The sequence below is a fragment of the Plantactinospora sp. BB1 genome, assembly GCF_003030385.1.
Classification (GTDB): Bacteria; Actinomycetota; Actinomycetes; order Mycobacteriales; family Micromonosporaceae; genus Plantactinospora.
On sequence record NZ_CP028159.1, the window covers coordinates 6,819,504 to 6,842,274 of the forward strand.

Sequence of the window (22,771 nt, forward strand, 5' to 3'; positions counted from 1 at the left end):
ACCGGCGACAGGAAGTTGACAACCTCGATGACCGGGACGGGCTCCAGATGAACGCCCCAGTGCTGACCCGTCGGGCGCTCAACCGGGCCACCCTGCACCGTCAGCTCCTGCTGGCCCGCGCGGACCGGAGGCCGGCCGAGCTGCTGGAGCACCTGGTCGGCATGCAGGCCCAGACCCCGCACACCTGGTACGTCGGCTTCTGGAGCCGGCTGCGCGACTGCCGCCCCGAGGCGGTGGCGGAGCTGCTGACCACCCGGGAGGCGGTCCGGATCGCGCTGATGCGCTCGACCATCCACCTGGTCACCGCCGCCGACGCGCTGGCGCTGCGACCCCTGTTGCAGCCGGTGATCGAGCGCGGCACGGCGCACACCTACGGGCGGCGGCTGGCCGGCCTGCCCCGCGACGAGGTCGTCGCGGCCGGTCGCGAGCTGCTAGACGAGCGGCCGCTGACTCTCGGGCAGCTCGGCACGGCACTGGGCAGGCGGTGGCCGGACCGCGATCCGGCCGCGCTGGCGCAGGCGGTCCGGGCCTGGGTGCCGCTGGTCCAGGTGCCGCCCCGGGGCGTCTGGGGCCGCAGCGCGCTCGCCGCGCACCAGAGCGTCGAGCACTGGCTCGGCATCGCGCCACCCCGGGCAGCCTCCGCCGAGGAACCGGCCCGCTCCGTGGAGGGATCGGCCCGCTCCGTCGAGGAGCTGGTCCTGCGCTACCTGGCCGCCTTCGGCCCGGCCAGCGTGCGCGACGTGCAGGTCTGGTCCGGCCTGACCCGGCTCGCCGAGGTGCTGGAGCGGCTGCGCCCGAGCCTGGTCACCTTCCGCGACGAGAGCGGCGCCGAGCTTTTCGACCTGCCCGACGCCGTACGCCCCGACCCGGACGTTCCGGCGCCGCCCCGGTTCCTCTACGACTTCGACAACCTGCTGCTCTCGTACGCCGACCGGTCCCGGGTGCTCACCGACGAGTTCCGCGCCCGATCGGCCGTCCGAAACGGCCAACTGCCCCGGGGCCTCCTGCTCGACGGCGTCACCGCCGGCATCTGGACGACCGCCATCGAGCGGGACAGCGCCCTGCTCACCGTCGAACCGTTCACCCGGCTCTCCGCTGTGGACGCCGAGGCGCTGACCGTCGAGGGGGTGGGCCTGCTCCGCTTCCTGGCCGGCGAGGAGTGCCGGCCCGAGGTCAGGATCGTGGCTCCGAGCTGACCGGCTCGGCGGGGCGCGGCCGATCCGGACGGGGCCGGACCGCTCCGGCGGCCAGCGCGACGAAGAGCGCGAGCAGGGCGGGGATCGCCAGGGCGCGGGGCAGCCCGGAGAGTTCGGCGACGCCGCCGATCACCACCGGTCCGACCAGGAAACCGAGGTACCCCAGGCCGGCGACCCGGGCCAGCGCCCGGCCGGCCTGGCTCGGGTCCCGGTTGCCGGCGGCCGAGAAGACCTGCGGCGCGATGCAGGACAGGCCGGCACCGAGGCAGCCGAATCCGAGCAATCCGGCGACCGGGTGGTCGAGCACGAGCGCGCCGCCGAGCCCGACGGCGGCGAGGATCCCGCAGCCGCGTACCAGGACGACCGGTCCCAGGGCGGCGGCCAGCCGGTCGCCGACGAGCCGGCCGGCGGTCATCATGATCGAGAAGGCCGCGAACGCGGCGGCGGCGAAGCCGGGGCCGCTGCCCAGGTTGTCGCGCAGATACACGGTGCTCCAGTCGGCGGCGGCGCCCTCGCCGACCAGGCAACAGAATGCCAGTACGCCGAGGAACAGCACCCCCGGCGGCTCCCGCCGCGCCACAGTGTCGCTCTCGGCGGCGGTGTCGGCGGGTGTGGCGGTCGGCGGCGTCATCGCCTGCCCGGGGTGTGGCAGGGCCCAGCGGGCGCCCCAGGTGGCGAGACCGAGCGCGACCAGCGCGGTCGTCCACAGCGTGGCGACGACGCTGGCATCGGCGCGGGCGAAGAGCCCGCCGAGCGCCGCGCCGAGGAAACCGCCGATGCTGTAGACCGCGTGGCACGACGAGAGCATCGGGCGACCCCGCGCGCGCTCCACCTCGACCGCGTTGGCGTTCATCGCGATGTTGAGGGTGCCGTGCACCGTGCCGAAGACGAAGAGCGCCAGGGTCAGCGTGCCGAGGTTGCCGGCGTAGCCGGGCAGCAGCAGGCAGCCGCCCTCGGCGAAGGCCACCGGCAGCATCACCCGGACGCTGCCGTACCGGTCGACCAGGCGCCCGGTGAACTGCATGCCGGTGATGGCGCCGGCGGCGAGCCCGAGCAGGCCCACGCTGAGCTGGCCGTCGCTCAGCCCCAGACTCTCCTTGACCGCGGGGATCCGGGCCGTCCAGGTGCCGATCGCCATCCCGAAGAGCAGAAAGAGCAGCGACACCGCGACCCGGCCACGGCGCAGCGCGGCGGGGTCGTCGAGGGACGGCGGCACGTCACCCCCAGCGGGTACCGGAAAGGATCTCAGCCAACACCCGTCAGGGTCGCTCGGCAAGCCCCTGTTGCCCGGCCCGGCTCCGGACGAACGCCTCGATCCCGTCCAGCACCCGTTGCAGCCCGAACTCGAACGACCGGGCCGGGTCGGCCGGGGCGTCGTGCTCGGCACCGGCCGCCGCGCCGACCCGGGCCGCCACGGGGTAGCGCTCGGCGTCGAAGACCTGCTCCAGCAGGGGTGCGAAGCGCTCCCACCACTCCTGGACGGTCATCCCGGTACGGCGCTGCATCTGGGCGGCCTCCACGGCGCCGCGTACCGCGCCGTGCACGTAGTCGGAGACCAGGCCGACCAGGAGGTCCATCTCGATGTCGGTCAGGCCGAGCCCGGCGACGACGGTGAGTTCCCGGTCGTACTTGGCCACCGAGTTGGGGCCGAGCACCGGAAGGCTGGTCGCGACCTGGAGCAGCCAGGGGTGCCGGAGGTAGCGGTCCCAGTTTTCCCGGGCCAGCCGTTCGAGCCGGCTCCGCCAGTCGCCCTGGTCGTCCTCCGGGGTGGCGGCCCGGGCATGCACGGTGTCGAACATCACGTCGATCAGCTCGGCCTTGCCCGGCACGTACGTGTACAGCGACATCGCGGTGACCCCGAGCTCGTCGGCGACCCGCCGCATGGAGAGCGCCGGCAGCCCCTCGGCGTCGGCGATCTCGATCGCCGTCTGGACGATCTGGTCCACCGTGAGCTTGGGTTTCGGTCCCCGGCGCGGGCGTTCCGGCCCGCCCCAGAGCAGTTCCATGCTCCGCTTCGGGTCGCCACTGCCGCTGTACTCCGTCGTCACCTCGCCATTCTCCCCGGACTTGAATTCCTTACAGCGTACGCTATAGTTGCGCGTCAACTCTATACGGCGTACATGATTTGGGGTGGTCATGCACGACAACGCTCTGGCGATCCGGACCGAGGGGCTGCGCAAGCGGTACGGCGACCGGCTCGCCCTGGACGGGCTCGACCTGCACGTCCCCGCCGGTACGGTGCACGGCCTGCTCGGGCCGAACGGCGCCGGCAAGACCACGGCGGTACGCATCCTCGCCACCCTGCTCCGGTTCGACGCGGGACGGGCCGAGGTGGCCGGCTACGACGTGGCCCGCCAGCCCGACCAGGTCCGCTACCGGATCGGGCTGGTCGGCCAGCACGCGGCGGTCGACGAGATCCTCTCCGGCCGGCAGAACCTGGCGATGTTCGGCCGGCTCTACCACCTGCCCGGCGCCGTCGCCGACCGTCGGGCGGACGAACTGCTGGACCGGTTCGGCCTGGCCGACACCGATGACCGGCCGGTCGGCCGGTACTCGGGCGGGATGCGGCGCCGGCTCGACCTGGCCGCCGGGCTGATCCTGGCCCCGCCGGTGCTCTTCCTCGACGAGCCGACGACCGGGCTGGACCCGCGCGGACGCAACGAGGTCTGGGAGGCGGTACGGGCCCTGGTGGACGCCGGTACGACGGTGCTGCTCACCACCCAGTACCTCGACGAGGCCGACCAGCTCGCCGACCGGATCTCGGTCGTCGACGCCGGTCGGATCGTCGCCGACGGTACGCCGGACGCCCTGAAGAGCCGGCTCGGCGGCGACCGGATCGACGTACTCCTGCACCGGCTCGACGACCTGCCGGCGGCGGCCACGCTGCTCGGCCGGATCGCCGACGGTCCCGTCGAACGCGACGACGACGAGCGGCGGATCAGCGCGCCGGTACGGGACCGGATCGGCACCCTCACCGCGCTGGTACGCGGCCTGGACGAGCACGGCATCGCGGCCGAGGACATCGCGCTGCGCCGGCCGACCCTGGACGAGGTCTTCATGCACCTCACCGGCAGCCGCACCAGCACCGGCACCCGACCCTCGAACCAAAGCCCGGCGAACTCCACATTGGGCCCGGCTGGCGGACCGACGACGAGCAGCGGAAGGTGGCACCTTGACCACGACGACGATCCCGTTCCCGCCCGTACAGGGCCGGCACCGGCTGCGCTGGGCGGTCGCGGACGGTTGGACGATCACCCGCCGCGACCTGGCGCACTGGGCCAGGCAACCGGTGCAGGTCGTCCTCGGACTGCTCTTCCCGATCATGGTGGTACTGATGTTCGGCTACCTGTTCGGCGGCGGCATGGCGCTGCCGGGCGGCGGCGACTACCGGGAGTTCCTGATGCCGGGCATGTTCGCGATGACCATGCTCTTCGGCATCGAGTCCACCTACACCGCGGTCGCCACCGACGCGTCCCGGGGGATCACCGACCGCTTCCGGGCGATGCCGATGGCCCGCTCGGCGGTGGTGGTCGGCCGCTGCGCCGCCGACCTGCTCAACGCCGCCCTCGGCCTGGCGGTGATGGTCGGCTGTGGACTCGCGGTCGGCTGGCGCTGGCACGGTGGCCTGGCCTCCGCACTGGCCGGCTTCGGACTGCTCCTGCTGCTCCGGTTCGCGGTGCTCTGGGCCGGCATCTACCTCGCGCTGCTGTTGCGCAACCCGGAGGCCGTGGTCGTGATGCAGATCCTGGTCTGGCCGGTGCTGTTCCTCTCCAACGCACTCGTCTCGCCGGAGACCATGCCGGGCTGGCTCGGGGCGGTGGCCGAGGCGAACCCGCTCTCCGCGACGATCTCCGCCACCCGGGAACTCTTCGGCAACCCGGGCTGGGGCGGTGACTCCTGGACCGGTCGGCACGCCGTCGCGCTGGCGCTGGGCTGGCCGGTACTGCTGACGGCGATCTTCCTGCCGCTCTCGGTACGTCGCTACCGGCAGCTCGACCACTAGCTGTAGGGACCAGCATCGTTGTTGACGCGGCTGATGGGTGGTTGGCCTCCGAGTGCGGTGTGTCCGCGATGGTGGTTGTAGGTGTGGATCCAGGTGGGTAGAGCGTCGGCGCGGTGTTGGTTGCTGGTCGGGTGTCGAGTGGGGGAGGGGGGGGGGGCGGGGTGGCGCGGGTCGGGTGACGGTGGGTAGCGGTGATGGTAGAGGGCTTGTGTAAATGCATATGGTGTGGCTGGGTGAATTGGTTGTTGAGGTGATGCTGTTGGGGGAGGGTGGTGGTGGTCACTTTAGTGGGTGTGTATAAGAGACAGGGGGTGGGGCGGCGGGCGGTCGGCGACAGCGGCAGGTAGCCACCGATCGGTTCCCGGCCGAGCAGCTCGGCGACGGCCGCCGACTGCGCCCCGGTGCCGTTGCGGGCGTCGAACCGGGCGGCCAGTTCCCGGGCCGTACCGGCCAGTTCGTCGGCCAGCGCCGCCACCGGCACCTCCGCCGCCGGCCGATCGAGGTGCCCGGGGCGCTGCACCGGCAGCTCTCCGTGGCCCTCGGCGGTCAGCCGGTGCAGCAGCAGCGCCCCGCTGGCGGCGAAGGTCATCGCGTCGGCCGGCGACGGCGGCTCGTCCAGCCACCCGAGATGCCGTTCCAGCAGCTCCAGCCCGCGCGCCTCGTTGCCGGTCAACGCGCAGAACGTCAGGTGGTCACCGACCAGCGACATGTTCGCGATGTTCGTCCGGTGCCGACGGTACGCCCGCAGGTGCGCGTCCCGCGCCTGCTCCCGCCGGCCGGTGTGCAGGTACGGCAGCAGCAGCGCGGTGAGTACGCACTGCGGCTGCTCGACACAGCCCAGCCGGCCGGCGAGCACCGGCTCGGCCAGCGCCACCGCCTCCTCGTACCGGCCGAGCGAGGCGAGGTATTCGATCTGGTCCGTCGGGTCGCAACCGGCACAGTCGGAGAGTTCGTCCCGGGGTGCGGTGGTCCACCGGCGGTACCACTGCGCGGCCTCGTCCGCCGCGCCGACGTGCACCGCCACCTGGTGCCGGTATTTGTAGACCATCTGGAGGCTGTGGCCGCCGCTGCGATAGCGCCTCTCCATGTCGTCGAGTACCGCCATCGTGCGGTCCAGCGGAATCTCGGGAAACTCGAGCAGGCCGCTGACCATGTGCTTGAAATACCAGAGCAGGGTGTGCAGGTGCCGCTGCTGGTACGGCCTCGGGTTGCGGTCGAACTCGGCCAGGCACCAGGAGAAGGTGACGAACGACCGGGCCGGCTCGCCGCCGTAGTAGTAGGCGGCGGTGGCGAGCATCCGGGCCGCGAACCCGAGCTGCTCGTCGCCGGTGGCGTCCACCTGCCGGAGCAGTGCTTCGGCGGCGGCGACCTGACCGCTGCCGTACGGCATCTCGCCGACCCGGTCGATCGTCCGCCAGAGGTCGTCGGTGTCCCGGCCCATCGTCACTCCTGTCCTGGTACGGCGCGGCCGAGCAGGCCGAGGAACGAGCTGTTCAACAGGGCGGCGTCGGCGGGGCGGATCGGGTGGTAGCCGAGCAGCAGCGCCTGGCCGTACAGGGCCTCGACGGCGAGCCCGACCAGCGCCGGGTCGCCGAGCGCGCTGACCCGGCGGACCAGCGCGTTACGGTGGTTGAGCACCAACTGCGGGCGCTCGGCCGGGCCGGAGGCGGCGAGCGCGTCGAGTACCCCGGCCCAGGTCTCGTCGGCCCGCTCCCGGGTCGACCGGAGCTGCTCCTCGAAGGCCGCCGACCGGCTCACCAGATAGAGCGCCGGCAGCGACGCCGGGGCGTACGACCGGAGCACCACCTCGACACCGAGCCGGTCCAGGGCACGCTGCGCGGCGACGACGAACGGCCGCAGCGCCAGCTCCGTTCCCGGGTCGAGGGCGTCGAATCGGGTGGTCAGGTCGTTCGGCTCCAGCCGTTCGACCAGCACCGACCGGTCCACCGTCGGCAACCGCTCGATGATCTCGGTGTCGTACGTGTAACCGGCGTTGACCACCGCCAGGTCCTGCGCCGCCGCCACCCCGGCGAGCTGGCGGAACTCGTCGATGCTGGCCGCGTAGCGGATCAGCCCGTGCCGCTCGCGGAACTCGGCCAGGGTGGTCTGCCCGGTGTTGGTCTCCATCGGCCACCAGCGCTCGACCAGCCGGAGCATCTCGTCGTCGTGCAGGGCCAGCGCCTTCACCCCGAGATGGTGCACCTGGAGGAACTCGGCGAGCCGGCGCGGCGCGCTGTCGGCGAGCCGGACCAGCCAGCCCCGGAGCTGGTCGCCGAGCGCCTCCCGGGTCGCCTCCAGCAGACTGTCCTCGTAGAGCGCCTCCCGGCTGGCGGTCGGGCGCAGTTCGGTGGAGTCGACGACGCAGCGGGCGAAGAACGCCCAGTCCGGCAGCAGCCCCTCGGCGCCCTCGGTCAGCAGCATCCGCTTCAGGTAGACCCGGTGACCGGCCCGCCCGGCCGGGTTGACCGGGGTGGGCAGCACGAACGCCGCACCGGTCAACCCCGCCTCCGGCACCGACAGCGGTACGACGTCGAACGGGGTGAAGCCGAGCGCCTCGCGGGCGTACCCGACGAGGTTGTCCCGGCGGGCGGACGGCGAGGTGCCGGCGGTGGCCGACCACGGCGGTGGCCCGGTGGTGGTCTCGACGTCGCCGACCAGTACCCGGATCGGCAGCAGCGAGCCGAAGAGCCGGGCCAGCTCGGTCACCGTCGGCCGGGTCAGCCACTGGTCGGCGTCCCGGCGCGGAACCAGCGTGACGGTGGTGCCCGGCTCGGCGCGCTGGTTGTCGGCGGCGGCCAACTCGACCCGGTAGCGGCCGTCGGCGAACCCGGTCCAGAGCACGGTCGGCTCGCCGCCGTGCCGGGTGCACACCCGGACCTCGTCGGCGACCAGGAAGCAGGAGAGCAGGCCGATGCCGAACTGGCCGAGGAACTCGTGGCGGGCGAAACCCAGCTCGTCCCTTTTGGAGCTTCGGCCGATGGTGGCGAGCAGCTCGTGCACCTGGGACTCGGTCAGGCCGATCCCGGTGTCGTGCACCCGCAGTGTGCCGTCCCCGGTCAGCTCCGGCGGCTCGATCCGGACCACGGCCGGCGCGCCGGGCTCGGTGGCCCGGCGTGCGGTGATGGCGTCCACCGCGTTCTGCAACAGCTCCCGCACGTAGACCCGGGGACTGCCGTAGAGGTGATGGCTGAGCAGGTCGACCACGCCGCGGAGGTCGACCTGGAAGGTCCGGTCCACGATCTCTTCACTCACTCCCGTCCGGTGACGGCGCTCACGGTACCGGCCCCGGGCGACACGCCGCTTCCGGCTTTTCCGCCGACTTTTTCCGGCATCCGGCGGGCGTTCGGCTTGACCCTCGACCCGATCGAGACCGCAGGCTCGCCCGGTCGTCCGGTGCCGTGACGGCGAATCGAGCAGAGACGCCGCTACGGCGCGAGCCGAGGAGAGGTGGTCACCCCGATGGCCGGAGCGACGGCGAGGTTGGGTTTGGGCTCCGCCCGGCGTACCCGGTTCGGCGGGTTCTGGACACTGTGGACGGCGACCGTGCTGTCGCGGCTCGGCGACGCGCTGCGTACCCCGGCCCTGGCGTTGCTCGCCGCGTCGGTCAGCCGCGATCCCCGGGTCGTCGCGTCGGTGGTGGTCGCCGGACAGCTCCCGCCGCTGCTCTTCGGCCTGCTCGGCGGCGTCTACGCCGACCGTTGGGACCGGCGCCGCACAATGGCCATAGTGGACGGCCTGCGTGCCGTCCTGGTCGCCGGCTTCGCGCTGCTGGTCGGCACCGGCGACGTCGGGATCGTCGCGCTCGTCTGCTGTGCCCTCCTGCTCGCCACCCTCGGCGTCGTCTTCGACGCGGCGGCGTTCGCCGTACTGCCCGGCATCGTGCCCGCCGACCGCCTGGCGGTGGCCAACGGCCGGCTCCAGGCGGGCACGGCGGTCGCCGGCGGCTTCGTCGGCGCACCGCTGGCCGGGGTGCTCTTCGCGGTCGCCGCAGCCCTGCCGTTCGCCGTCGACGCGGTCACGTTCGCGGTCGCCGCCCTGCTGGCGCTGACCCTCCGCCCCACCCCGCCAATGGGTCCGACCCCGACCCCGACCCCGACTCCCACTCAAATCTCACATCCGCTGCTGTCCGCGCCGCGTCCGCTGCTGTCCGCGCCGCGTCCGCTGCTGTCCGCGCCGCGTCCGCTGCTGTCCGCGCCGCGTCCGCTGCTGTCCACGCCGCGTCCTGTCGGGGGGCGGGGTGCCGCCTGGCGGGCGGCCGGGGACGGGCTGCGCTGGATCTGGCGGGACGCCACCATGCGCCGGATCACCGGGTTGACCGTGGTCACCAACCTCGCCACCAGCGGCCTGATCGCGATCATCGTGCTCTACGCGCTGGAGGTACTGGCCGTGCCGGCCGCCGGCTACGGACTCTTCATGGCGGCGGCGGTGTTCGGCGCACTGGTCGGGGGACTCTGCGCCGGCCGGCTCGCCACCCGGCTCGGCACCCTGCCCGGGTTGCGCTGGGTGCTGGTGGCCGAGACGCTCGCGGTCGCCGCGCTGGCCATGGCCCGGCACCCGGTGCCGGGAGCGATCGCACTCGCCCTCTTCTCCGCCGGCACCGCGACCTGGAACGCGCTCTGGTCGGCGTACGGGCAGCGGAACGTTCCCGCCGAACTGCTCGGCCGGGTCGGCAGCGCCCAGCGTACGGTCGGACTGCTGGCCGCCCCGGTCGGCGCGATCCTGGCCGGAGCGCTCGGTTCCGCCGCCGGCCTACCCCCGGTGCTCTACGCCGCCACCGCCATCTTCGCCCTCACCACCGCCGCCTCCTGGCACTCCCTCCGCCCCACCCGGGGAACCACCGTCGAGGCGGAGCGTTCGGCTCGCCATGATCTGCCGGACGCTACGTCCTGACATGATGCGCGGGTGCGTGCGTCGGTGGGGGTGGTGCGGGAGTTGGTGACCGGAGTCGTGCCGTGGGACGAGGTGGAGGCGGAACACCGGTCGGCGACGCTGCACTGGCTGAGCGGCACCGACGACGTGTTCCGACGGGTCAAGCCGGCAACCCCGCCCCGGCACCTCGTCTCGTACGTCGTACCGGTCGATCCGGCCGACGGCAGCGTGCTGCTGGTCGACCACGTCAACGCGGGGCTGTGGCTCCCGCCGGGCGGGCACGTCGACCCGGACGAACACCCCGCCGACACCGCCCGTCGAGAGGCGTGGGAGGAGCTGGGTGTACCGGTCGGAGCTGGCCTCGTCGGGGAGGAGCCGGTGTTCGTCACCGTGACCCGTACCGTCGGGATCGACGCCGGGCACACCGACGTGAGTCTGTGGTTCGTGCTCCGACTCGACCGGCAACACCCGCTCACACCGGACAGCGGCGAGTTCCGGGAAGCCCGCTGGTGGTCACCGGCAGAGCTACGCGACGCCGATCCCGCCCGCTTCGACCCACATTTCATCCGCTTCTGCGCCAAGCTCCAGCGGATGCACTGCTGAGGAGGCGGGTAGGGCGCCGACCGTCAGCGCGCCCGAGCCTGCCGGACGAACGAGCGCCACGCCTACGGGGCGAAGACCAGGGCCGGACCTGTCGGATCCCTACTGTCCCGAACCCCGACTACCCCCCGGCAGGTTGTCGCCACCTCCACACAGTTGCCACTGTGCCCGTCGCTGCGCGTGCTCTTGCGTCAAGCCGCCCCGGTCGACTCCGCCTCTCCGCGCGCCCTGGCCTGTCAACGGGCCCGGCTCAGCCTGCTGCACACCTACCGCGACGACCGGATCGGGCTGCTGGTCTACCTCGCCAGCCAACTCGCCCGCGCGGAGCCATCAAGATTCTTGTCGAATTGAGGCGCGCTGCTAACCACAGTTCTACAAGAATCTTGGGGGACACCTGCACGACGGCGCCGGAACCGGCCCGAGGCGTCACGCCTCTACCCGGCATGACGACGACGAGGCGGGACGTGTTGCGGATGACCGGCGCGCTGCTGGCCGGCTCCGCCGGGATCGGGGCGGTCACGGCCAGCGGCGGCTGCGAATTCCGAGCCGACGACCGAGCCGACGACCGGGCCGACGAGGACGCCCGCCGCAGGCTGGCCCCGGCTGACGCGCTGGTGGTGGAACTGGCCGACGGCAGGTTGGCGGTGGTCGACGCGGCGACCGGCCGGGTGCTGGTCCAGCCCGCCCCGGCGGTGGTCAGCGGCGACGGGCGGCGGCTGGTCCGGGTCGAGCGCCCGGACGGCGGTACCAGGTTGACCAGTCACCAACTGCCGGACGGCGCGGCTGTCAGCGCCGGCACCCTGACCGGGGCGCTCACGGTCCGGACCACCTCGGCCGACGGCGGCCTGGTGGCACTCGCCGACGACGCCGGTCCGGGGCACACGCCGTACCGGCCGGGGCCTCGGGAGCGGACGACGATCGTGGTCGCCGACGGTGCCGGCCAGCGGCGTCGGCTGGAGTTGCCCGGCAACCTCGAACCGGAGGCGTTCGACACGAGCAACCAGGCGCTCTTCGTCCTCGACTATCTGCCGCCGACCGCGCCGGACCGGTACCGGGTGCGGGTCGTCGACCTCGCCTCGGGTCGGGTGGAGCCGCTGCTGACCCGGGTGAAGGCGGTGGTGCCGGCGGGTGCCGAGGAGGAGATGCGCGGCGAGGGCCGGCAGGCGGTCTACGACCGGCAGCGCAACCGGCTCTTCACGCTCTATACCCACCAGCCGGACCACGTGCACACCCGGGACCGGATCGCCGCGACGGCGGACCCGAACGGTGCCGGGGCCCGGGACGACGCCCCGCACGTGCACGCCTTCGTGCACACCCTCGACCTGACCGAACGCTGGGCGTTCTGCGTCGACCTGCCGGCACCGTTCGGCGAGCGTGCGGCGACGGGGCACACGATCGCGCTGAACCGGGACGGCAGCCGGCTCTACGTGGCCGACACCGGCACCGGTGCGCTGGCCACGATCGACCCCGACGGGCTGACCGTGCTGGAGAGCATCCGGTTCGACGCGCCGGTCGACACCGCCAGCTCGACCAGCGCCGCGCCGGCCGCCGCGGCCTTCGACGGGGCCGGGACGCTGCTGGTCGGGGCCGGCCGCGAGGTGGTCGGAATGGCGGCCACCGGCGGCGACGGCGCGGTGCCACGCTGGTCCACCCCGGCCGAGGTACGCGGCCTCGCCGGCCCGCCCGACGGCTCCCGGCTCTACGTCGGCCAGCCCGACGCCGTACTCCGGGTCGACCCCGGCAGCGGGACGGTACGGCAGCGTATCGACGTACCCGGGTTGGTGGCCCTGCGGCAGGTTGTCCCCGCCGGGCCGGAGAACGGGCGGTAGGACTAGCCGAGGCCGCCCGGCTGGTCGCCCTGGACCACGGGTGCCCGGACCAGGTTGCCCCACTCGGTCCACGAGCCGTCGTAGTTGCGCACCCGGGGATAGCCGAGCAGGTGCCGCAGCACGAACCAGGTGTGGCTGGACCGCTCGCCGATCCGGCAGTACGCGATCACGTCGTCGTCCGGGGAGAGCCCGAGCTGGTCGGCGTAGATCGCCCGTAGCTCGTCGGGGCCCTTGAAGGTGCCGTCGTCGTTCGCCGCCGACTTCCACGGCTTGCTCAGCGCGCCCGGGATGTGGCCGCCGCGCAGCGCGCCCTCCTGCGGGTACTCCGGCATGTGGGTCAGCTCGCCGGTGTACTCCTTCGGCGAGCGGACGTCGACCAGCGGCCGGGCGGCCGCGATGTGCGCCAGCACCTGGTCCCGGTACGCCCGAATCGGCGCATCGTCCCGCTGCGGCGTCGGATAGTCCGCCGGAGGCCGCTCGGTCTTCTCCCGGGTCAGCTCCCGCCCCTCGGCGACCCACTTCTGCCGGCCACCGTCGAGCAGCCGCACGTCGGGGTGCCCGAAGAGGGTGAAGACCCAGAGCGCGTACGCCGCCCACCAGTTGAAGTTGTCGCCGTAGAAGACGATCGTGTCGTCCCGGCCGATCCCCTTCGCCGCACAGAGCTTGGCGAACGCCTCGGCGTCGAGGTAGTCCCGGGTCACCTGGTCGTTCAGCTCCAGGTGCCAGTCGACCTTGACCGCGCCCGGGATGTGCCCGGTCTCGTAGAGCAGCACGTCCTCGTCCGACTCGATCACCACCAGCCCCGGCTGGCCCAGGTGTTCGGCCAGCCACTCGGTGGTGACCAGGCGTTGCGGGTCGGCGTAACCCTGGAGGCTCGGTGCGGGATCGCTCGGCATCGGCATGATCCCCACCGTACGCCGGGCCGTCGGTGGAGGAGGCCGGCTCTCCTCGGTTACCGTCGTCACATGGCGGAGCCGACCCGGACAGGCGTACGACACGAGGGTCGGACCTTCCGACGCGAGGACTGGTACGGCGACGAGTTCGTCGAGCACGAGTACGTCGACTGCGAGTTCTTCGACGTCGACCTGACCGAGGCGACCCTGGAACGAACGAGCTTCACCAACTGCGCCTTCGGCAACGTACGGTTCAACGCCTCCCGGCACACCGACTCGGCGTTCCTGCGCTGCACCTTCACCCGGTGCAACTTCTTCGAGGCCGAGTTCGCCGGCTGCAAGCTGGTCGGCAGCACCTTCGTCGAGTCGTCGGTGCGGCCGCTCACCGTGCTCGGCGGGGACTGGTCGTTCGTCGGCCTGCCCGGCGCCGACCTGCGCGGCGTCACCATCCAGGGCGTACGGATGCGCGAGGCGGACCTGACCGGCGCGAACTGCACCGACGCGATCCTGACCAACGTCGACCTCTCCGGCGCGCAGCTGCGCGCGGCCCGGTTCGTCCGATCCGACCTGCGCGGCAGTGATCTCAGCACCCTCGACCCGACCACCGTCGAACGCTCCGGCGCGATCGTCGACCAGAGCCAGACGATCGTGCTCGCCCAAGCGCTCGGCTTCCAGGTCGGCTGAGCACCGCCCCGGCAGGGTCAGTCCACGAAGGGCTGCCGTTGCGGGTACGGCTCCAGCACCGGCCGCTTGGCCGTGATCGTGTCGCCGGACGACCGGCCGGTGATCCGGCGCCTGATCCACGGTGCGAAGTGCTGCCCCACCCAGCGCAGGTCGGCGCCCCGGGCCGCCAGCCACGGCGTCGGCGCGGGCCGGGGCGGCACCACCAGCCAGCCGTCGTCCGGTACGACGTCGAGCGCGGCCAACACCCGGGCGGCGACCCGGCGGTGCCCGGCGGCCGAGAGGTGCAGCCGGTCGGGGCTCCACAGCGCCGGGTTGTGGAAGACCTCGTCGGCGAAGAGGTCGACCAGCTTGGCCCCGTGCCGCTGTGCCGTCTCGCCGACCGCCCGGTTGAGCATCGCCACCCGGGGGGCGACCAGCCGCTGCCCGGGCAGTCGGGCCATCACGTCGGCGAACCGGAACAGCAGCACGTCCGCCCCGGTGGCGCGGAACTCGGCGACGACCTTGTCGAAGCGCTCGATCAGGGCGTCCGGGTCGAAGTTGCGGCGCAGTACGTCGTTGCCACCGGCGGCGAAACTGACCAGCTCGGGGCGCATCGCGAGGGCGGCGGGCACCTGCTCGGCCACGATGTTGCCGAAGAGCCGGCCCCGGATCGCCAGGTTGGCGTACCCGAAGTCCGGCCCGGCCTCGGCGGCCAGCGTCGCGGCCACCAGGTCGGCCCAGCCGCGGAAGCTGCCGTCCGGATACGGGTCGTCCAGGCCCTCGGTGAAACTGTCCCCGACCGCCACGAAGTTGCGCCAGCGCACGTCGCGCCTCCCCTGCACCGCTCTGTCCACCCGATCGACCCTCCCCGCCCGATCGACCGGGAGCCAGTCTGTCAGCCCGGCACCGTCCCGGGTACGCCCGGCGCGGGAAGGTGACCGGGACCGCACGGTGCGCGGCGAGGGCGCCGCCGAGCAGACGCACCCGTCGGCGGACAATTCCGGTGCCTCGCTCCCGCCTGCGGGTCTACGCTGCCCGGATGCTGCTACGGATGTCCACGCTGTTTCTGCGTACGCTGCGCGAGGACCCGGCCGACGCGGAGGTGCCGAGCCATCGGCTGCTGCTCCGGGCCGGTTACGTCCGTCGCGCCGCCCCGGGCGGCTACACCTGGCTCCCACTCGGCCGGCTGGTGCTGGACCGGGTCACCGAGGTGGTCCGGGAGGAGATGGTCGCGATCGGCGGCCAGGAGGTGCTCTTCCCGGCCCTGCTGCCCCGGGAGCCGTACGAGACGACCGGCCGGTGGACCGAGTACGGCGACGACATCTTCACCCTCACCGACCGGCGTGGCGCGGAGTACCTGCTCGGGCCCACCCACGAGGAGATGGCCGCCCTGCTGGTCCGGGACACCTTCACCTCGTACCGGGACTTCCCGGTCTCGATCTTCCAGGTGCAGACGAAGTACCGCGACGAGGCGCGGCCCCGGGCGGGGCTGCTGCGCGGGCGGGAGTTCCTGATGAAGGACTCCTACTCCTTCGACCTGGACCGGGCGGGGCTGGCGGCGGCGTACGACCGGCACCGTGCGGCGTACCAGCGGATCTTCGACCGGCTCGGGTTGACGTACACGATCGTTGCCGCGACCTCGGGCGCGATGGGCGGCTCCGCCTCGGAGGAGTTCCTGGCCTCGACCCCGGTCGGCGAGGACACCTTCGTCGGCTGTACCGCCTGCGACTACGCGGCCAACACGGAGGCGGTGACCACCCCGCCGGCCCCGGCCGGCGACGTGCGGGCCCACCCCCCGGCGCAGGTGTACGACACCCCGGACACGCCGACCATCGAGTCGCTGGTCGCGCTCGCCAACGACCGGCGGCTCGGCGGCCGGACCGACTGGACGGCCGGCGACACCCTGAAGAACGTCGTCGTCGAGCTGCGCCGGCCCGGCTCGGACGAGCCGGAGTTGCTGGTCGTCGGCATCCCCGGGGACCGCGAGGTCGACCTCAAGCGGCTCGGCGCGGTGTTGAGCCCGGCCACCGTGTCGATGTTCGACGGCTTCGCCGACCGGCCCGAGCTGGTCCGCGGCTACCTCGGCCCGCAACTGCTGGCCAAGCTCGGCATCCGCTATCTGGTCGACCCCCGGGTGTCGCCCGGCACCGCCTGGCTGACCGGCGCCAACGAGCCGGGCCGGCACGCCACCGACGTGGTCTGCGGGCGGGACTTCACCCCGGACGGGACGATCGAGGCGGCCGAGGTCCGGGCCGGTGACCGCTGTCCGGCCTGCCGTCCCGGGGTGCTGACGATCCGCCGGGGTGTCGAGATCGGGCACGTGTTCCAGCTCGGCCGCCGCTACACCGACGCGTTCCGGGTCGACGTGCTCGGCCAGGACGGCAAACCGGTCCGGCTGACGATGGGCTGCTACGGCATCGGGGTGTCCCGGGCGGTGGCGGCGATCGCCGAACAGCACCACGACGACCGGGGACTGGTCTGGCCGGCGGCGGTGGCGCCGTGCGACGTACACCTGGTGGCCGCCGGCAAGGGGCCGCAGTTGGAGGCGGCGCTGGAACTCGGCGGGCAGCTCGCCGGGCGTGGCCTGCGGGTGCTGGTCGACGACCGGACGCACGTCTCGGTCGGGGTCAAGTTCGCCGACGCCGAGCTGATCGGCATCCCGCGCGCCGTCGTGGTCGGCCGCCGCTGGTCCGACGGGTACGTCGAGCTGCGCGACCGCGCCACCGGGGACCGTACCGAGCTGACGGCGGCGGAGCTGCTGGCCCGGCTGACCGCTCCGGACGGCGTCTAGTCCGTCGACCGGGCGGCCCGGCCGGAGCGCTGTGCCTGATAGAGCCGCTGGCACTCGGCGTAACTCGGCAGCAGGTCGGCGGCGCGCAGCTCGGCCAGGCCGGGCGCCTCGGCGTCGCGTTCGGAGAGGATCGGGTCGAGGTCGGTCGGCCAGGGCAGTGCCAGTTCCGGATCCCGGACGTGCACGACCCGCTCCCGGGCCGGGGCGTACCGGGCGGAGCAGAGGTAGCTGACGATGCTCTCCTCCTCCAGCGCGACGAAGGCGTGGCCGAGCCCCTCGGGGAGATAGACGGCGCGGTTGTCGATGGTGTCGAGCCGGGTCACCTCGTGCCGGCCGAAGGTCGGTGAACCGACCCGCAGGTCGACCACCATGTCGAGTACGGCGCCGCGTGGGCAGTAGACGTACTTCGCCTGGCCGACCGGCACGTCGGCCCAGTGCACGCCCCGGATGACGCCGCGCCGGGAGACGCTCTGGTTGGCCTGCGCGACGTGGAGTTCGAAGCCGAGCGCGTCGGCGAAGACCTCCGCGTCGTACCAGACGAGGAGCCGGCCCCGGTCGTCGCCGAACTGCTGTGGGAGGAACTCCCAGGCGCCGGGTATGGACAGCTCGGTGGCCTTCACTCGCACCTCACAGCGTCGCTCGGATCTCTCCGGCTTATCGGGGCCAACCGCACGATACCGTTCAACAACCCAGAGTGGCCGATCGGAAACCCGACATGGTGTTAGCGTGCCGGCCAGGGGGTAGCAGGTGGTATCGGGAATTCGGGGGTTCGGAGGCACACCGTGACTGAGGTCAGAGTCCGTGACGTGATGACCAGGACGATCGTCTATCTGCCCGCGGCCACCACTCTGGACGAGGCCGCCCGCGCCATGCGGGACGCCGACATCGGCGACGTGGTGGTGACGGACGGGCCGAGCCTGTTCGGCATGGTGACCGACCGGGACATCGTGGTCCGGGCCGTCGCCGAGGGCAGTGACGCCCGGCAGACCACGATCGGCTCGGTGACCTCCCGGGAGATCGTGATGATCGAGCAGAACTCCACCGCCGCCGAGGCAGCGGCGCTGATGCGGGAACGGGCCGTACGCCGGATCCTGGTCTGTGACAGCGACCGGCAACTGGTCGGCATCGTCTCCCTCGGCGACCTGGCCGTACGCCTGGACCCGTCCTCGGCGCTGAGCGAGATCAGCGAGGCCAGCCCGCGCCCGTGAGGCACCTCGGTAGCCTGGGGTCCATGCCGCAGTCGATGCCACCGAAGCTCGCCGAGATCGTGGCGGAGTTCGCCGCCGCTCCCCGGGACGTGGTCCTCGAAATGCTGCTGGAGTTCTCCGACGCGGTGCCACCGCTGCCGGCGGAGTTCGCCGGCCACGCCGGGATGGAGCAGGTCCCGGAGTGCCAGACGGCGTTCTTCCTGCGTGCCGAGGTGGCCGCCGACCGGACCGTGACCACGTGGTTCGACTGTCCGCCGGAGGCGCCCACCACCCGGGCCTTCGCCGGGATCCTCGCCGAGGGGCTGGCCGGGGCGAGCGCCGACGAGGTGTTGGCGGTGCCGGACGACCTCTACCAGCGGATGGGGCTGGCCCAGGCGATCAGCCCGTTGCGGGTACGCGGCGGCAACGCCATCCTGGCCCGGCTGAAGCGGCAGGTCCGGGAACAGCTCGACTGAGCCGGGATCCGAGGGCCGGCAGGGCGGCCCGGGAACGTTTCACGTGCAACGGTATCGACGGTCGTCTCTCAGGCCGTCGCTCCGGCCGCCCGTTCCACCTCGGCCAGCATCAGCCGCAGCGACAGGCTGTGCCGCTCCGGCGGCAGCCGGTCCAGCGCCCGCCGGGCATAGCCGAGACCACCGGCCGCGTCCCCGGCGGAGGCCATCATCAGGCCCCGGTGCAGTTCGATGTGCGTGGCGAACCGGGGCAGGCTGGCCGGCCGGGTCCGGTCCGCCGCGTCCTGGGCGGCCACCGCTCCCGGGTGGCCGAGCCGGGACAGCAGCATCGACTCGAAGGTGTGGAACCGCCACAGCGGCACCGCGAAGTCGGAGATCTGCTCCGCGCTGCCGGCCGTGTCGAAGACCCGCCGGGCATCGTCCAACCTGGCCAGAGCGGTGCCGGTCTCGCCCCGGCAGGCGGCGACGTGCGCCTGCGCGGTCAGCGCGTTCAACCGGCCCAGGGTCGGCCGGTCGGAGAGCCCGGCGGCCTGCTCGGCGAAACGGGCGGCCACCGGCAGGTGCGCACCCTCGTACGCCAGCGCCAGGGCGGCCCGGCCGCGTACCCAGACCCGGGCCTCCAGGTCACCGGAGCGGTCCGCCGCGATCGCGGCCATCTCGTACGACCGGATCGCTCCCCGACCGCCGTCGTTGCCGGGCAGGGTCTTGCCGTGCACCGTCATCAGCCGGGCGGCGACGCCCCACAGGTGCGGACTGTCCAGCTCCTGTTGCAGCACCACCAGGTCGGCGGCGAGCCGGCCCTGCAACTCGGCGGCGCCGAGCGACATGTAGTCCTGCCCGTACCCCTCGGCCCGGGCGACCCACTCGTCGACGTCCCGACGTGGCCCGATGGCGGCGGCGAAGCCGTGCTGCACCAACTCGGCCACGGCGGACGAGACGACGACGGTCGCGGCGATCGCCAGGGCACCTCTGCGGTTCACGCTGTCTCCCAACACCCGCTCGTAGGCGAGGACCAGGTCCGGGGTGGCCGGCCGCTTGCCGAGCTCGACGTTGCACAGATGACTCTTGCTGTAGTTGGTGCGGGCCGCCATCTGGGTCAGGGTGACCTGGGCGTCCGTACGCGCCACCCTCAGCCTTGCGCCGACGTGATCCATCCGTCTACCGCCTGTGCGCTCCGGAAAACACCTGAAAACCGCGCCTACTATCGGTAGTTCTCTGGTTACGGGAATGTGGGGATGTGGATCGCTTCAGTTCGATGTGGCACCGATCAATGTTTACCGCTTCCGGGCGCAGATCGTAAGCCTGGGGTGACCTCGGGATCGATGCCCGGACCGGAGTTCCACGGCCCGCGGGTATGACACGGCTCGACCTAATCGGCCTCCAGGTCGGCTCGTGATCGGTCCACGCGGGACCGGGGCGCGTACCCCGCTGTCTTCCCCTGGGAAGCGGGCGGCGCCCTGCCGGGTGCGGCGGCCGTGCCGGCGGCCGCCGCACCTCCCGGGCAGCTCAGGAGGCGACTCGTGCGTGCGAGTACGGCGGTGCGCACCCCCGGCGGACGCCGGAGGCGTGGCGGGCGGAGATGACCGGGGCCGCCGCGCGCCGGATACGGAATCGGATGGCGCTCTCCGCCCGACTCATCGTGATCGACCACTGGCCGCGCGACGACGGCCGTTGCCCTATTTGCAAACTGCCGTCCTGCCGGGCACTGGCGACGGCACGCGCTTATTTAGAAATGGTGAACGATCCATTCGTACCCACGCATCCGCTCGTCGATGTGGTAGACATCGACAGCCGTGCCACCCCAGCGGAGGGGACGACCAGCGTCGAGCCGGTCGGCGGGGGCGAAGGGGAGTGTCCCGGATGACCGAGACGACGCTGTGCCTGCCGTGCGCGCTCGCCCTGCGCCCACCGGTCACCGAGCCGCCCCACCACTGTCCCGGGCAGGTACGCCTGGTCTCCGGCACCGGCCAGGTCCGGGTCGTCCTCTGCGAATGCCGGATCTGCTGGCCGGACCGCGCCAAGGAGCAGCCGCCGCGACAGTCGATCGACCGGTCGGCGGGGTCGTCAGCCGACCTCTCGGGCGAGCCCCTCGACGACCTCGGCGTTCGGCAGCAGCCCGAGGGCGGCACCGGGTAGCGCGATCTTGCTGTGCCGGACCCCCGACCCGACGATCACGTACGGGGTGTCGAGCACCCGCGAGTCGACCAGGACCGGCCACGAGCCGGGCAGCCCGATCGGGGTGATGCCGCCGTACTCCATGCCGGTCAGCTCGACCGCCTCGGCCATCGGGGCGAAGCTCGCCTTGCGTACGTCGAGGTGGCGGCGTACCACCCCGTTCACGTCGGCCCGGGTGGTGGCCAGTACGACGCAGGCCGCGTACCGGACGCTCCCCTCCCGCTTGCCGGCCACCACCACGCAGTTCGCCGAGACGTCCAGCCCGACGTCGTAGGCGGCACAGAAGGCGGCGGTGTCGGCCAGGGTGGCGTCGATCGGTGCGACCAGGATGTCGTCGACGCCGACCGGGGAATTGGCGGGCCAGCCGTGCAGGGCCTCGGTCACCGGCAGTGCGAGCAGATCCTGGCGGGTCCGGGCCGGCTCCGTCTTCAGGGTTCCCATCACGCCCGTGATCCTCGCACCGCCCGTGCCGGCCGGGCACACCGACCGCGCCACGAGGTGTCGATCCGGCGGGGCGGGGGGAGTCGCCCACCGGCGACGGGCGGACCCTCAGCGGCTCAGCTACCGGCGAGGAAGGCGTTGTCCGGCACGAGGGTGCGCTCCCGGAGCCGGTCCCGTTCCGGTGCCTCGGCGGCCCGCTCCCGCCGCAGCTGGACATCCTCGATGCCGTGCCGGACGGCGAACCGGATCACGCCGTAGAGGAAGACGAAGCCGCAGACGTACATCATCGCGGCCAGAGCCATGTAGATCATGCGTTCGAGAGTAGGCGGTGGATCCGGAGATTTTTCGCGTTCCGGGCGCGGTCGCCCGGTCGGGTGGCGGGTACCCCGATCAGTCGGACCGGGCGGGCGGTTCCGGCGCCGGATGCCGCAGTACGGCGTCGAAGACCTGGGCCAGCTCCGCCGCGTCCTCGCCCGCGTGGTGGGTGTGCGGGATGCCGGTCAGGCCGAGCGCGTGCTTGATCCTGCCCTTGTGCGTACCGGCCCACTCGGAACCGGTCCGGCCCATCCAGTAGCTGCGCAGGTCCACCCCCGAACCGGTCGCCCCGAACGGGCTCCGGCCGGTGAACCGGACGAAGTACCAGTGCACGAACATCCCGTCCCAGACGGCGGGCGCGGCCAGGAAGACGGGGCGGCCCTGCTTGCGCAGCCCGTTGACCCACCTCGCCGCGGCGGTCATCGCCTCCTCGGCCGGCGGCGCCTCCCGGAGCAGCCGCTCCCGGTCCAGTCCGGAGACGGCGAGCGCCTGGGGCACGAACTCGTCGGAGATCGGGCGCAGTTCGGTGTAGAAGGTCAACTCGGGCCGCCCGGCCACCGCCATGCCCAGCGAGATCATGCTGTACGGCCCGGGGATCGGCCCGTCCGCCTCGACGTCGACCGCGACGTACAGCTCGGGAAGATCGGCCACGGGATCAGCTTGCGGTGGCGGGCCGACCGGGTCCACCGAATTCCGCCCGCCGACCACCGGAGGCGGGACACGCCACACCTGAACATTAGTTGAGGTACCGGAGCTATCCTCGACCGGTGACCGAACCCGCACACACCCTCACCGTCGGACAGCTCGCCGAGCGCAGTGGTGTCGCCGTCTCGGCCCTGCACTTCTACGAGGCCAAGGGGCTGATCACCAGTACCCGGACCAGCGGCAACCAACGCCGCTACGCCCGCGACGTCCTGCGCCGGGTCGCCTTCATCCGGTTCGCCCAGCGGGTCGGTGTGCCGCTGGCCCAGATCCGGGAGGCGCTGGCCAGCCTCCCCGAGGAGCGCACACCCACCCGGGCGGACTGGGCCCGGCTCTCGGCCGGCTGGCGCGGGCAGCTCGACGAGCGGATCCTCGCCCTGCAACGGCTCCGCGACGACCTCTCCGACTGCATCGGCTGCGGCTGCCTGTCGCTGGACCGGTGCGCGCTCTCCAACCCCGGCGACGTGATGGCCGGCACCGGCCCCGGTCCGCGCCACCTGCTCGCCGGCCTCACCGGCCCGACCGCGCCGGAGGACGCGGCGACGACCGAGAACCCGGCCGCGACGCGGGCCCCGGCGACACCGGACCGCCCGGTCTCGACGCAGGCGCCGGCGACACCGGACGGCCGGGCCGC

At 72.8% G+C, this 22,771-nt stretch carries 22 protein-coding genes and 4 pseudogenes; 14 read left to right on the forward strand and 12 right to left on the reverse strand.

Translation table 11 applies throughout. The features are described 5' to 3' along the window. Positions 1–47: 47 nt before the first annotated feature. Complete coding sequence (locus tag C6W10_RS29795) at positions 48–1,196, forward strand: winged helix DNA-binding domain-containing protein (RefSeq protein WP_107262450.1); 1,149 nt, start codon at positions 48–50, stop codon at positions 1,194–1,196. On the opposite strand, the gene C6W10_RS29800 is transcribed toward C6W10_RS29795, so the two are convergent. Together C6W10_RS29800 and C6W10_RS29805 are read right to left on the reverse strand one after the other, a co-directional pair. Then, entirely contained in the window at positions 1,174–2,412 is a 1,239-nt protein-coding gene (locus C6W10_RS29800) for an MFS transporter (RefSeq protein ID WP_199853771.1), read from the reverse strand. The two genes, C6W10_RS29795 and C6W10_RS29800, sit on opposite strands and share 23 nt — an antisense overlap. Positions 2,413–2,455: 43 nt before the next feature. Further along, on the reverse strand, positions 2,456–3,244 hold the full coding sequence (locus C6W10_RS29805; RefSeq protein WP_234361479.1) for a TetR/AcrR family transcriptional regulator: 789 nt from the start codon (positions 3,242–3,244) through the stop codon (positions 2,456–2,458). 88 nt (positions 3,245–3,332) lie between these two features. Here C6W10_RS29805 and C6W10_RS29810 point away from each other — a divergent pair. Continuing rightward, positions 3,333–4,289: pseudogene (locus C6W10_RS29810) on the forward strand (ATP-binding cassette domain-containing protein); the annotation flags it as partial. A 79-nt stretch (positions 4,290–4,368) separates the two neighbouring features. Continuing rightward, positions 4,369–5,199, forward strand: coding sequence for an ABC transporter permease (locus C6W10_RS29815; RefSeq protein ID WP_369937181.1), 831 nt, complete (start codon positions 4,369–4,371; stop codon positions 5,197–5,199). Here C6W10_RS29815 and C6W10_RS38900 read toward each other — a convergent pair. Then, positions 5,196–5,327: pseudogene (locus C6W10_RS38900) on the reverse strand (integrase core domain-containing protein); the annotation flags it as partial. The gene C6W10_RS29815 and the pseudogene C6W10_RS38900 overlap by 4 nt on opposite strands. A gap of 500 nt (positions 5,328–5,827) precedes the next feature. On the opposite strand from C6W10_RS38900, the gene C6W10_RS37610 reads away from it, so the two are divergent. Beyond that, positions 5,828–6,730: a hypothetical protein gene (locus tag C6W10_RS37610; protein ID WP_159104809.1), complete on the forward strand. Its 903-nt coding sequence runs from the start codon at positions 5,828–5,830 to the stop codon at positions 6,728–6,730. Here the strand turns inward: C6W10_RS37610 and C6W10_RS29825 are convergent. Beyond that, positions 6,643–8,436 (reverse strand): HSP90 family protein, encoded by a 1,794-nt coding sequence (locus C6W10_RS29825; RefSeq protein WP_107262454.1) that lies wholly within the window; start codon positions 8,434–8,436, stop codon positions 6,643–6,645. The two genes, C6W10_RS37610 and C6W10_RS29825, sit on opposite strands and share 88 nt — an antisense overlap. A 222-nt stretch (positions 8,437–8,658) precedes the next feature. On the opposite strand from C6W10_RS29825, the gene C6W10_RS29830 reads away from it, so the two are divergent. Together C6W10_RS29830 and C6W10_RS29835 are read left to right on the forward strand one after the other, a co-directional pair. Next, positions 8,659–10,089: an MFS transporter gene (locus C6W10_RS29830; protein WP_107264387.1), complete on the forward strand. Its 1,431-nt coding sequence runs from the start codon at positions 8,659–8,661 to the stop codon at positions 10,087–10,089. Between the two features lie 12 nt (positions 10,090–10,101). Next, positions 10,102–10,671, forward strand: coding sequence for an NUDIX hydrolase (locus tag C6W10_RS29835; protein WP_234361480.1), 570 nt, complete (start codon positions 10,102–10,104; stop codon positions 10,669–10,671). A gap of 62 nt (positions 10,672–10,733) precedes the next feature. Here C6W10_RS29835 and C6W10_RS29840 read toward each other — a convergent pair. Beyond that, positions 10,734–10,859, reverse strand: a pseudogene (locus tag C6W10_RS29840) (DUF397 domain-containing protein); the annotation flags it as partial. Here C6W10_RS29840 and C6W10_RS37615 point away from each other — a divergent pair. Next, the gene (locus tag C6W10_RS37615) at positions 10,849–11,019 is read left to right on the forward strand and encodes a hypothetical protein (protein WP_159104810.1); all 171 of its coding nucleotides are present in this window, start codon (positions 10,849–10,851) and stop codon (positions 11,017–11,019) included. The pseudogene C6W10_RS29840 and the gene C6W10_RS37615 sit on opposite strands and share 11 nt — an antisense overlap. A gap of 92 nt (positions 11,020–11,111) precedes the next feature. After that, positions 11,112–12,497, forward strand: coding sequence for a hypothetical protein (locus C6W10_RS29845; RefSeq protein ID WP_159104811.1), 1,386 nt, complete (start codon positions 11,112–11,114; stop codon positions 12,495–12,497). A gap of 2 nt (positions 12,498–12,499) precedes the next feature. On the opposite strand, the gene C6W10_RS29850 is transcribed toward C6W10_RS29845, so the two are convergent. Continuing rightward, positions 12,500–13,399 carry a sulfurtransferase gene (locus C6W10_RS29850; protein WP_107264389.1) on the reverse strand — a complete coding sequence of 300 codons (900 nt, stop codon included), beginning with the start codon at positions 13,397–13,399 and terminating at the stop codon, positions 12,500–12,502. Between the two features lie 63 nt (positions 13,400–13,462). Between C6W10_RS29850 and C6W10_RS29855 the strand changes: the two genes are divergently transcribed. Beyond that, a complete protein-coding gene (locus tag C6W10_RS29855) occupies positions 13,463–14,074 on the forward strand; it encodes a pentapeptide repeat-containing protein (RefSeq protein WP_107262457.1) in 612 nt (203 codons plus the stop codon). Between the two features lie 17 nt (positions 14,075–14,091). Here C6W10_RS29855 and C6W10_RS29860 read toward each other — a convergent pair whose 3' ends face one another. Beyond that, positions 14,092–14,877 (reverse strand): SGNH/GDSL hydrolase family protein, encoded by a 786-nt coding sequence (locus C6W10_RS29860; RefSeq protein WP_107262458.1) that lies wholly within the window; start codon positions 14,875–14,877, stop codon positions 14,092–14,094. A gap of 215 nt (positions 14,878–15,092) precedes the next feature. On the opposite strand from C6W10_RS29860, the gene C6W10_RS29865 reads away from it, so the two are divergent. Next, complete coding sequence (locus C6W10_RS29865) at positions 15,093–16,844, forward strand: proline--tRNA ligase (protein WP_107262459.1); 1,752 nt, start codon at positions 15,093–15,095, stop codon at positions 16,842–16,844. Here the strand turns inward: C6W10_RS29865 and C6W10_RS29870 are convergent. Next, entirely contained in the window at positions 16,841–17,464 is a 624-nt protein-coding gene (locus tag C6W10_RS29870) for a dTDP-4-dehydrorhamnose 3,5-epimerase family protein (protein ID WP_107262460.1), read from the reverse strand. The two genes, C6W10_RS29865 and C6W10_RS29870, sit on opposite strands and share 4 nt — an antisense overlap. Positions 17,465–17,626: 162 nt before the next feature. On the opposite strand from C6W10_RS29870, the gene C6W10_RS29875 reads away from it, so the two are divergent. Further along, entirely contained in the window at positions 17,627–18,052 is a 426-nt protein-coding gene (locus C6W10_RS29875) for a CBS domain-containing protein (protein ID WP_107262461.1), read from the forward strand. 23 nt (positions 18,053–18,075) lie between these two features. Beyond that, on the forward strand, positions 18,076–18,507 hold the full coding sequence (locus C6W10_RS29880; RefSeq protein ID WP_107262462.1) for a SufE family protein: 432 nt from the start codon (positions 18,076–18,078) through the stop codon (positions 18,505–18,507). A gap of 68 nt (positions 18,508–18,575) precedes the next feature. Here C6W10_RS29880 and C6W10_RS29885 read toward each other — a convergent pair whose 3' ends face one another. Next, the gene (locus tag C6W10_RS29885; RefSeq protein ID WP_107262463.1) at positions 18,576–19,658 is read right to left on the reverse strand and encodes a helix-turn-helix domain-containing protein; all 1,083 of its coding nucleotides are present in this window, start codon (positions 19,656–19,658) and stop codon (positions 18,576–18,578) included. Between the two features lie 706 nt (positions 19,659–20,364). On the opposite strand from C6W10_RS29885, the gene C6W10_RS29890 reads away from it, so the two are divergent. Continuing rightward, positions 20,365–20,640 carry a hypothetical protein gene (locus tag C6W10_RS29890; protein ID WP_159104812.1) on the forward strand — a complete coding sequence of 92 codons (276 nt, stop codon included), beginning with the start codon at positions 20,365–20,367 and terminating at the stop codon, positions 20,638–20,640. Here C6W10_RS29890 and C6W10_RS29895 read toward each other — a convergent pair. From C6W10_RS29895 to C6W10_RS29905, 3 genes are all read right to left on the reverse strand, one after another. Next, positions 20,569–21,120, reverse strand: coding sequence for a YbaK/EbsC family protein (locus C6W10_RS29895; protein WP_107264390.1), 552 nt, complete (start codon positions 21,118–21,120; stop codon positions 20,569–20,571). The two genes, C6W10_RS29890 and C6W10_RS29895, sit on opposite strands and share 72 nt — an antisense overlap. 116 nt (positions 21,121–21,236) lie before the next feature. Beyond that, positions 21,237–21,431, reverse strand: a complete 195-nt coding sequence (locus tag C6W10_RS29900; RefSeq protein ID WP_101368853.1) for a hypothetical protein — start codon at positions 21,429–21,431, stop codon at positions 21,237–21,239. A 79-nt stretch (positions 21,432–21,510) separates the two neighbouring features. Further along, positions 21,511–22,086 carry an exonuclease gene (locus C6W10_RS29905; protein WP_107262465.1) on the reverse strand — a complete coding sequence of 192 codons (576 nt, stop codon included), beginning with the start codon at positions 22,084–22,086 and terminating at the stop codon, positions 21,511–21,513. 116 nt (positions 22,087–22,202) lie between these two features. Between C6W10_RS29905 and soxR the strand changes: the two are divergent. Further along, a pseudogene (gene soxR, locus C6W10_RS29910) lies at positions 22,203–22,640 on the forward strand (redox-sensitive transcriptional activator SoxR); the annotation flags it as partial. Positions 22,641–22,771: the final 131 nt, after the last annotated feature.

Excerpts from the sequence above, each read along its gene's own strand:
- C6W10_RS29845 (WP_159104811.1), top strand. The coding sequence starts at position 11,112 with ATGACGACGACGAGGCGGGACGTGTTGCGGATGACCGGCGCGCTGCTG.
- C6W10_RS37610 (WP_159104809.1), top strand. The coding sequence starts at position 5,828 with ATGCCGTTCCAGCAGCTCCAGCCCGCGCGCCTCGTTGCCGGTCAACGC.
- C6W10_RS29850 (WP_107264389.1), bottom strand. The coding sequence starts at position 13,399 with ATGCCGATGCCGAGCGATCCCGCACCGAGCCTCCAGGGTTACGCCGAC.
- C6W10_RS29885 (WP_107262463.1), bottom strand. The coding sequence starts at position 19,658 with ATGGATCACGTCGGCGCAAGGCTGAGGGTGGCGCGTACGGACGCCCAG.
- C6W10_RS29795 (WP_107262450.1), top strand. The coding sequence starts at position 48 with ATGAACGCCCCAGTGCTGACCCGTCGGGCGCTCAACCGGGCCACCCTG.
- C6W10_RS29890 (WP_159104812.1), top strand. The coding sequence starts at position 20,365 with ATGACCGAGACGACGCTGTGCCTGCCGTGCGCGCTCGCCCTGCGCCCA.
- C6W10_RS29880 (WP_107262462.1), top strand. The coding sequence starts at position 18,076 with ATGCCGCAGTCGATGCCACCGAAGCTCGCCGAGATCGTGGCGGAGTTC.
- C6W10_RS29900 (WP_101368853.1), bottom strand. The coding sequence starts at position 21,431 with ATGATCTACATGGCTCTGGCCGCGATGATGTACGTCTGCGGCTTCGTC.
- C6W10_RS29830 (WP_107264387.1), top strand. The coding sequence starts at position 8,659 with ATGGCCGGAGCGACGGCGAGGTTGGGTTTGGGCTCCGCCCGGCGTACC.
- C6W10_RS29895 (WP_107264390.1), bottom strand. The coding sequence starts at position 21,120 with ATGGGAACCCTGAAGACGGAGCCGGCCCGGACCCGCCAGGATCTGCTC.
- C6W10_RS29855 (WP_107262457.1), top strand. The coding sequence starts at position 13,463 with ATGGCGGAGCCGACCCGGACAGGCGTACGACACGAGGGTCGGACCTTC.
- C6W10_RS29865 (WP_107262459.1), top strand. The coding sequence starts at position 15,093 with ATGCTGCTACGGATGTCCACGCTGTTTCTGCGTACGCTGCGCGAGGAC.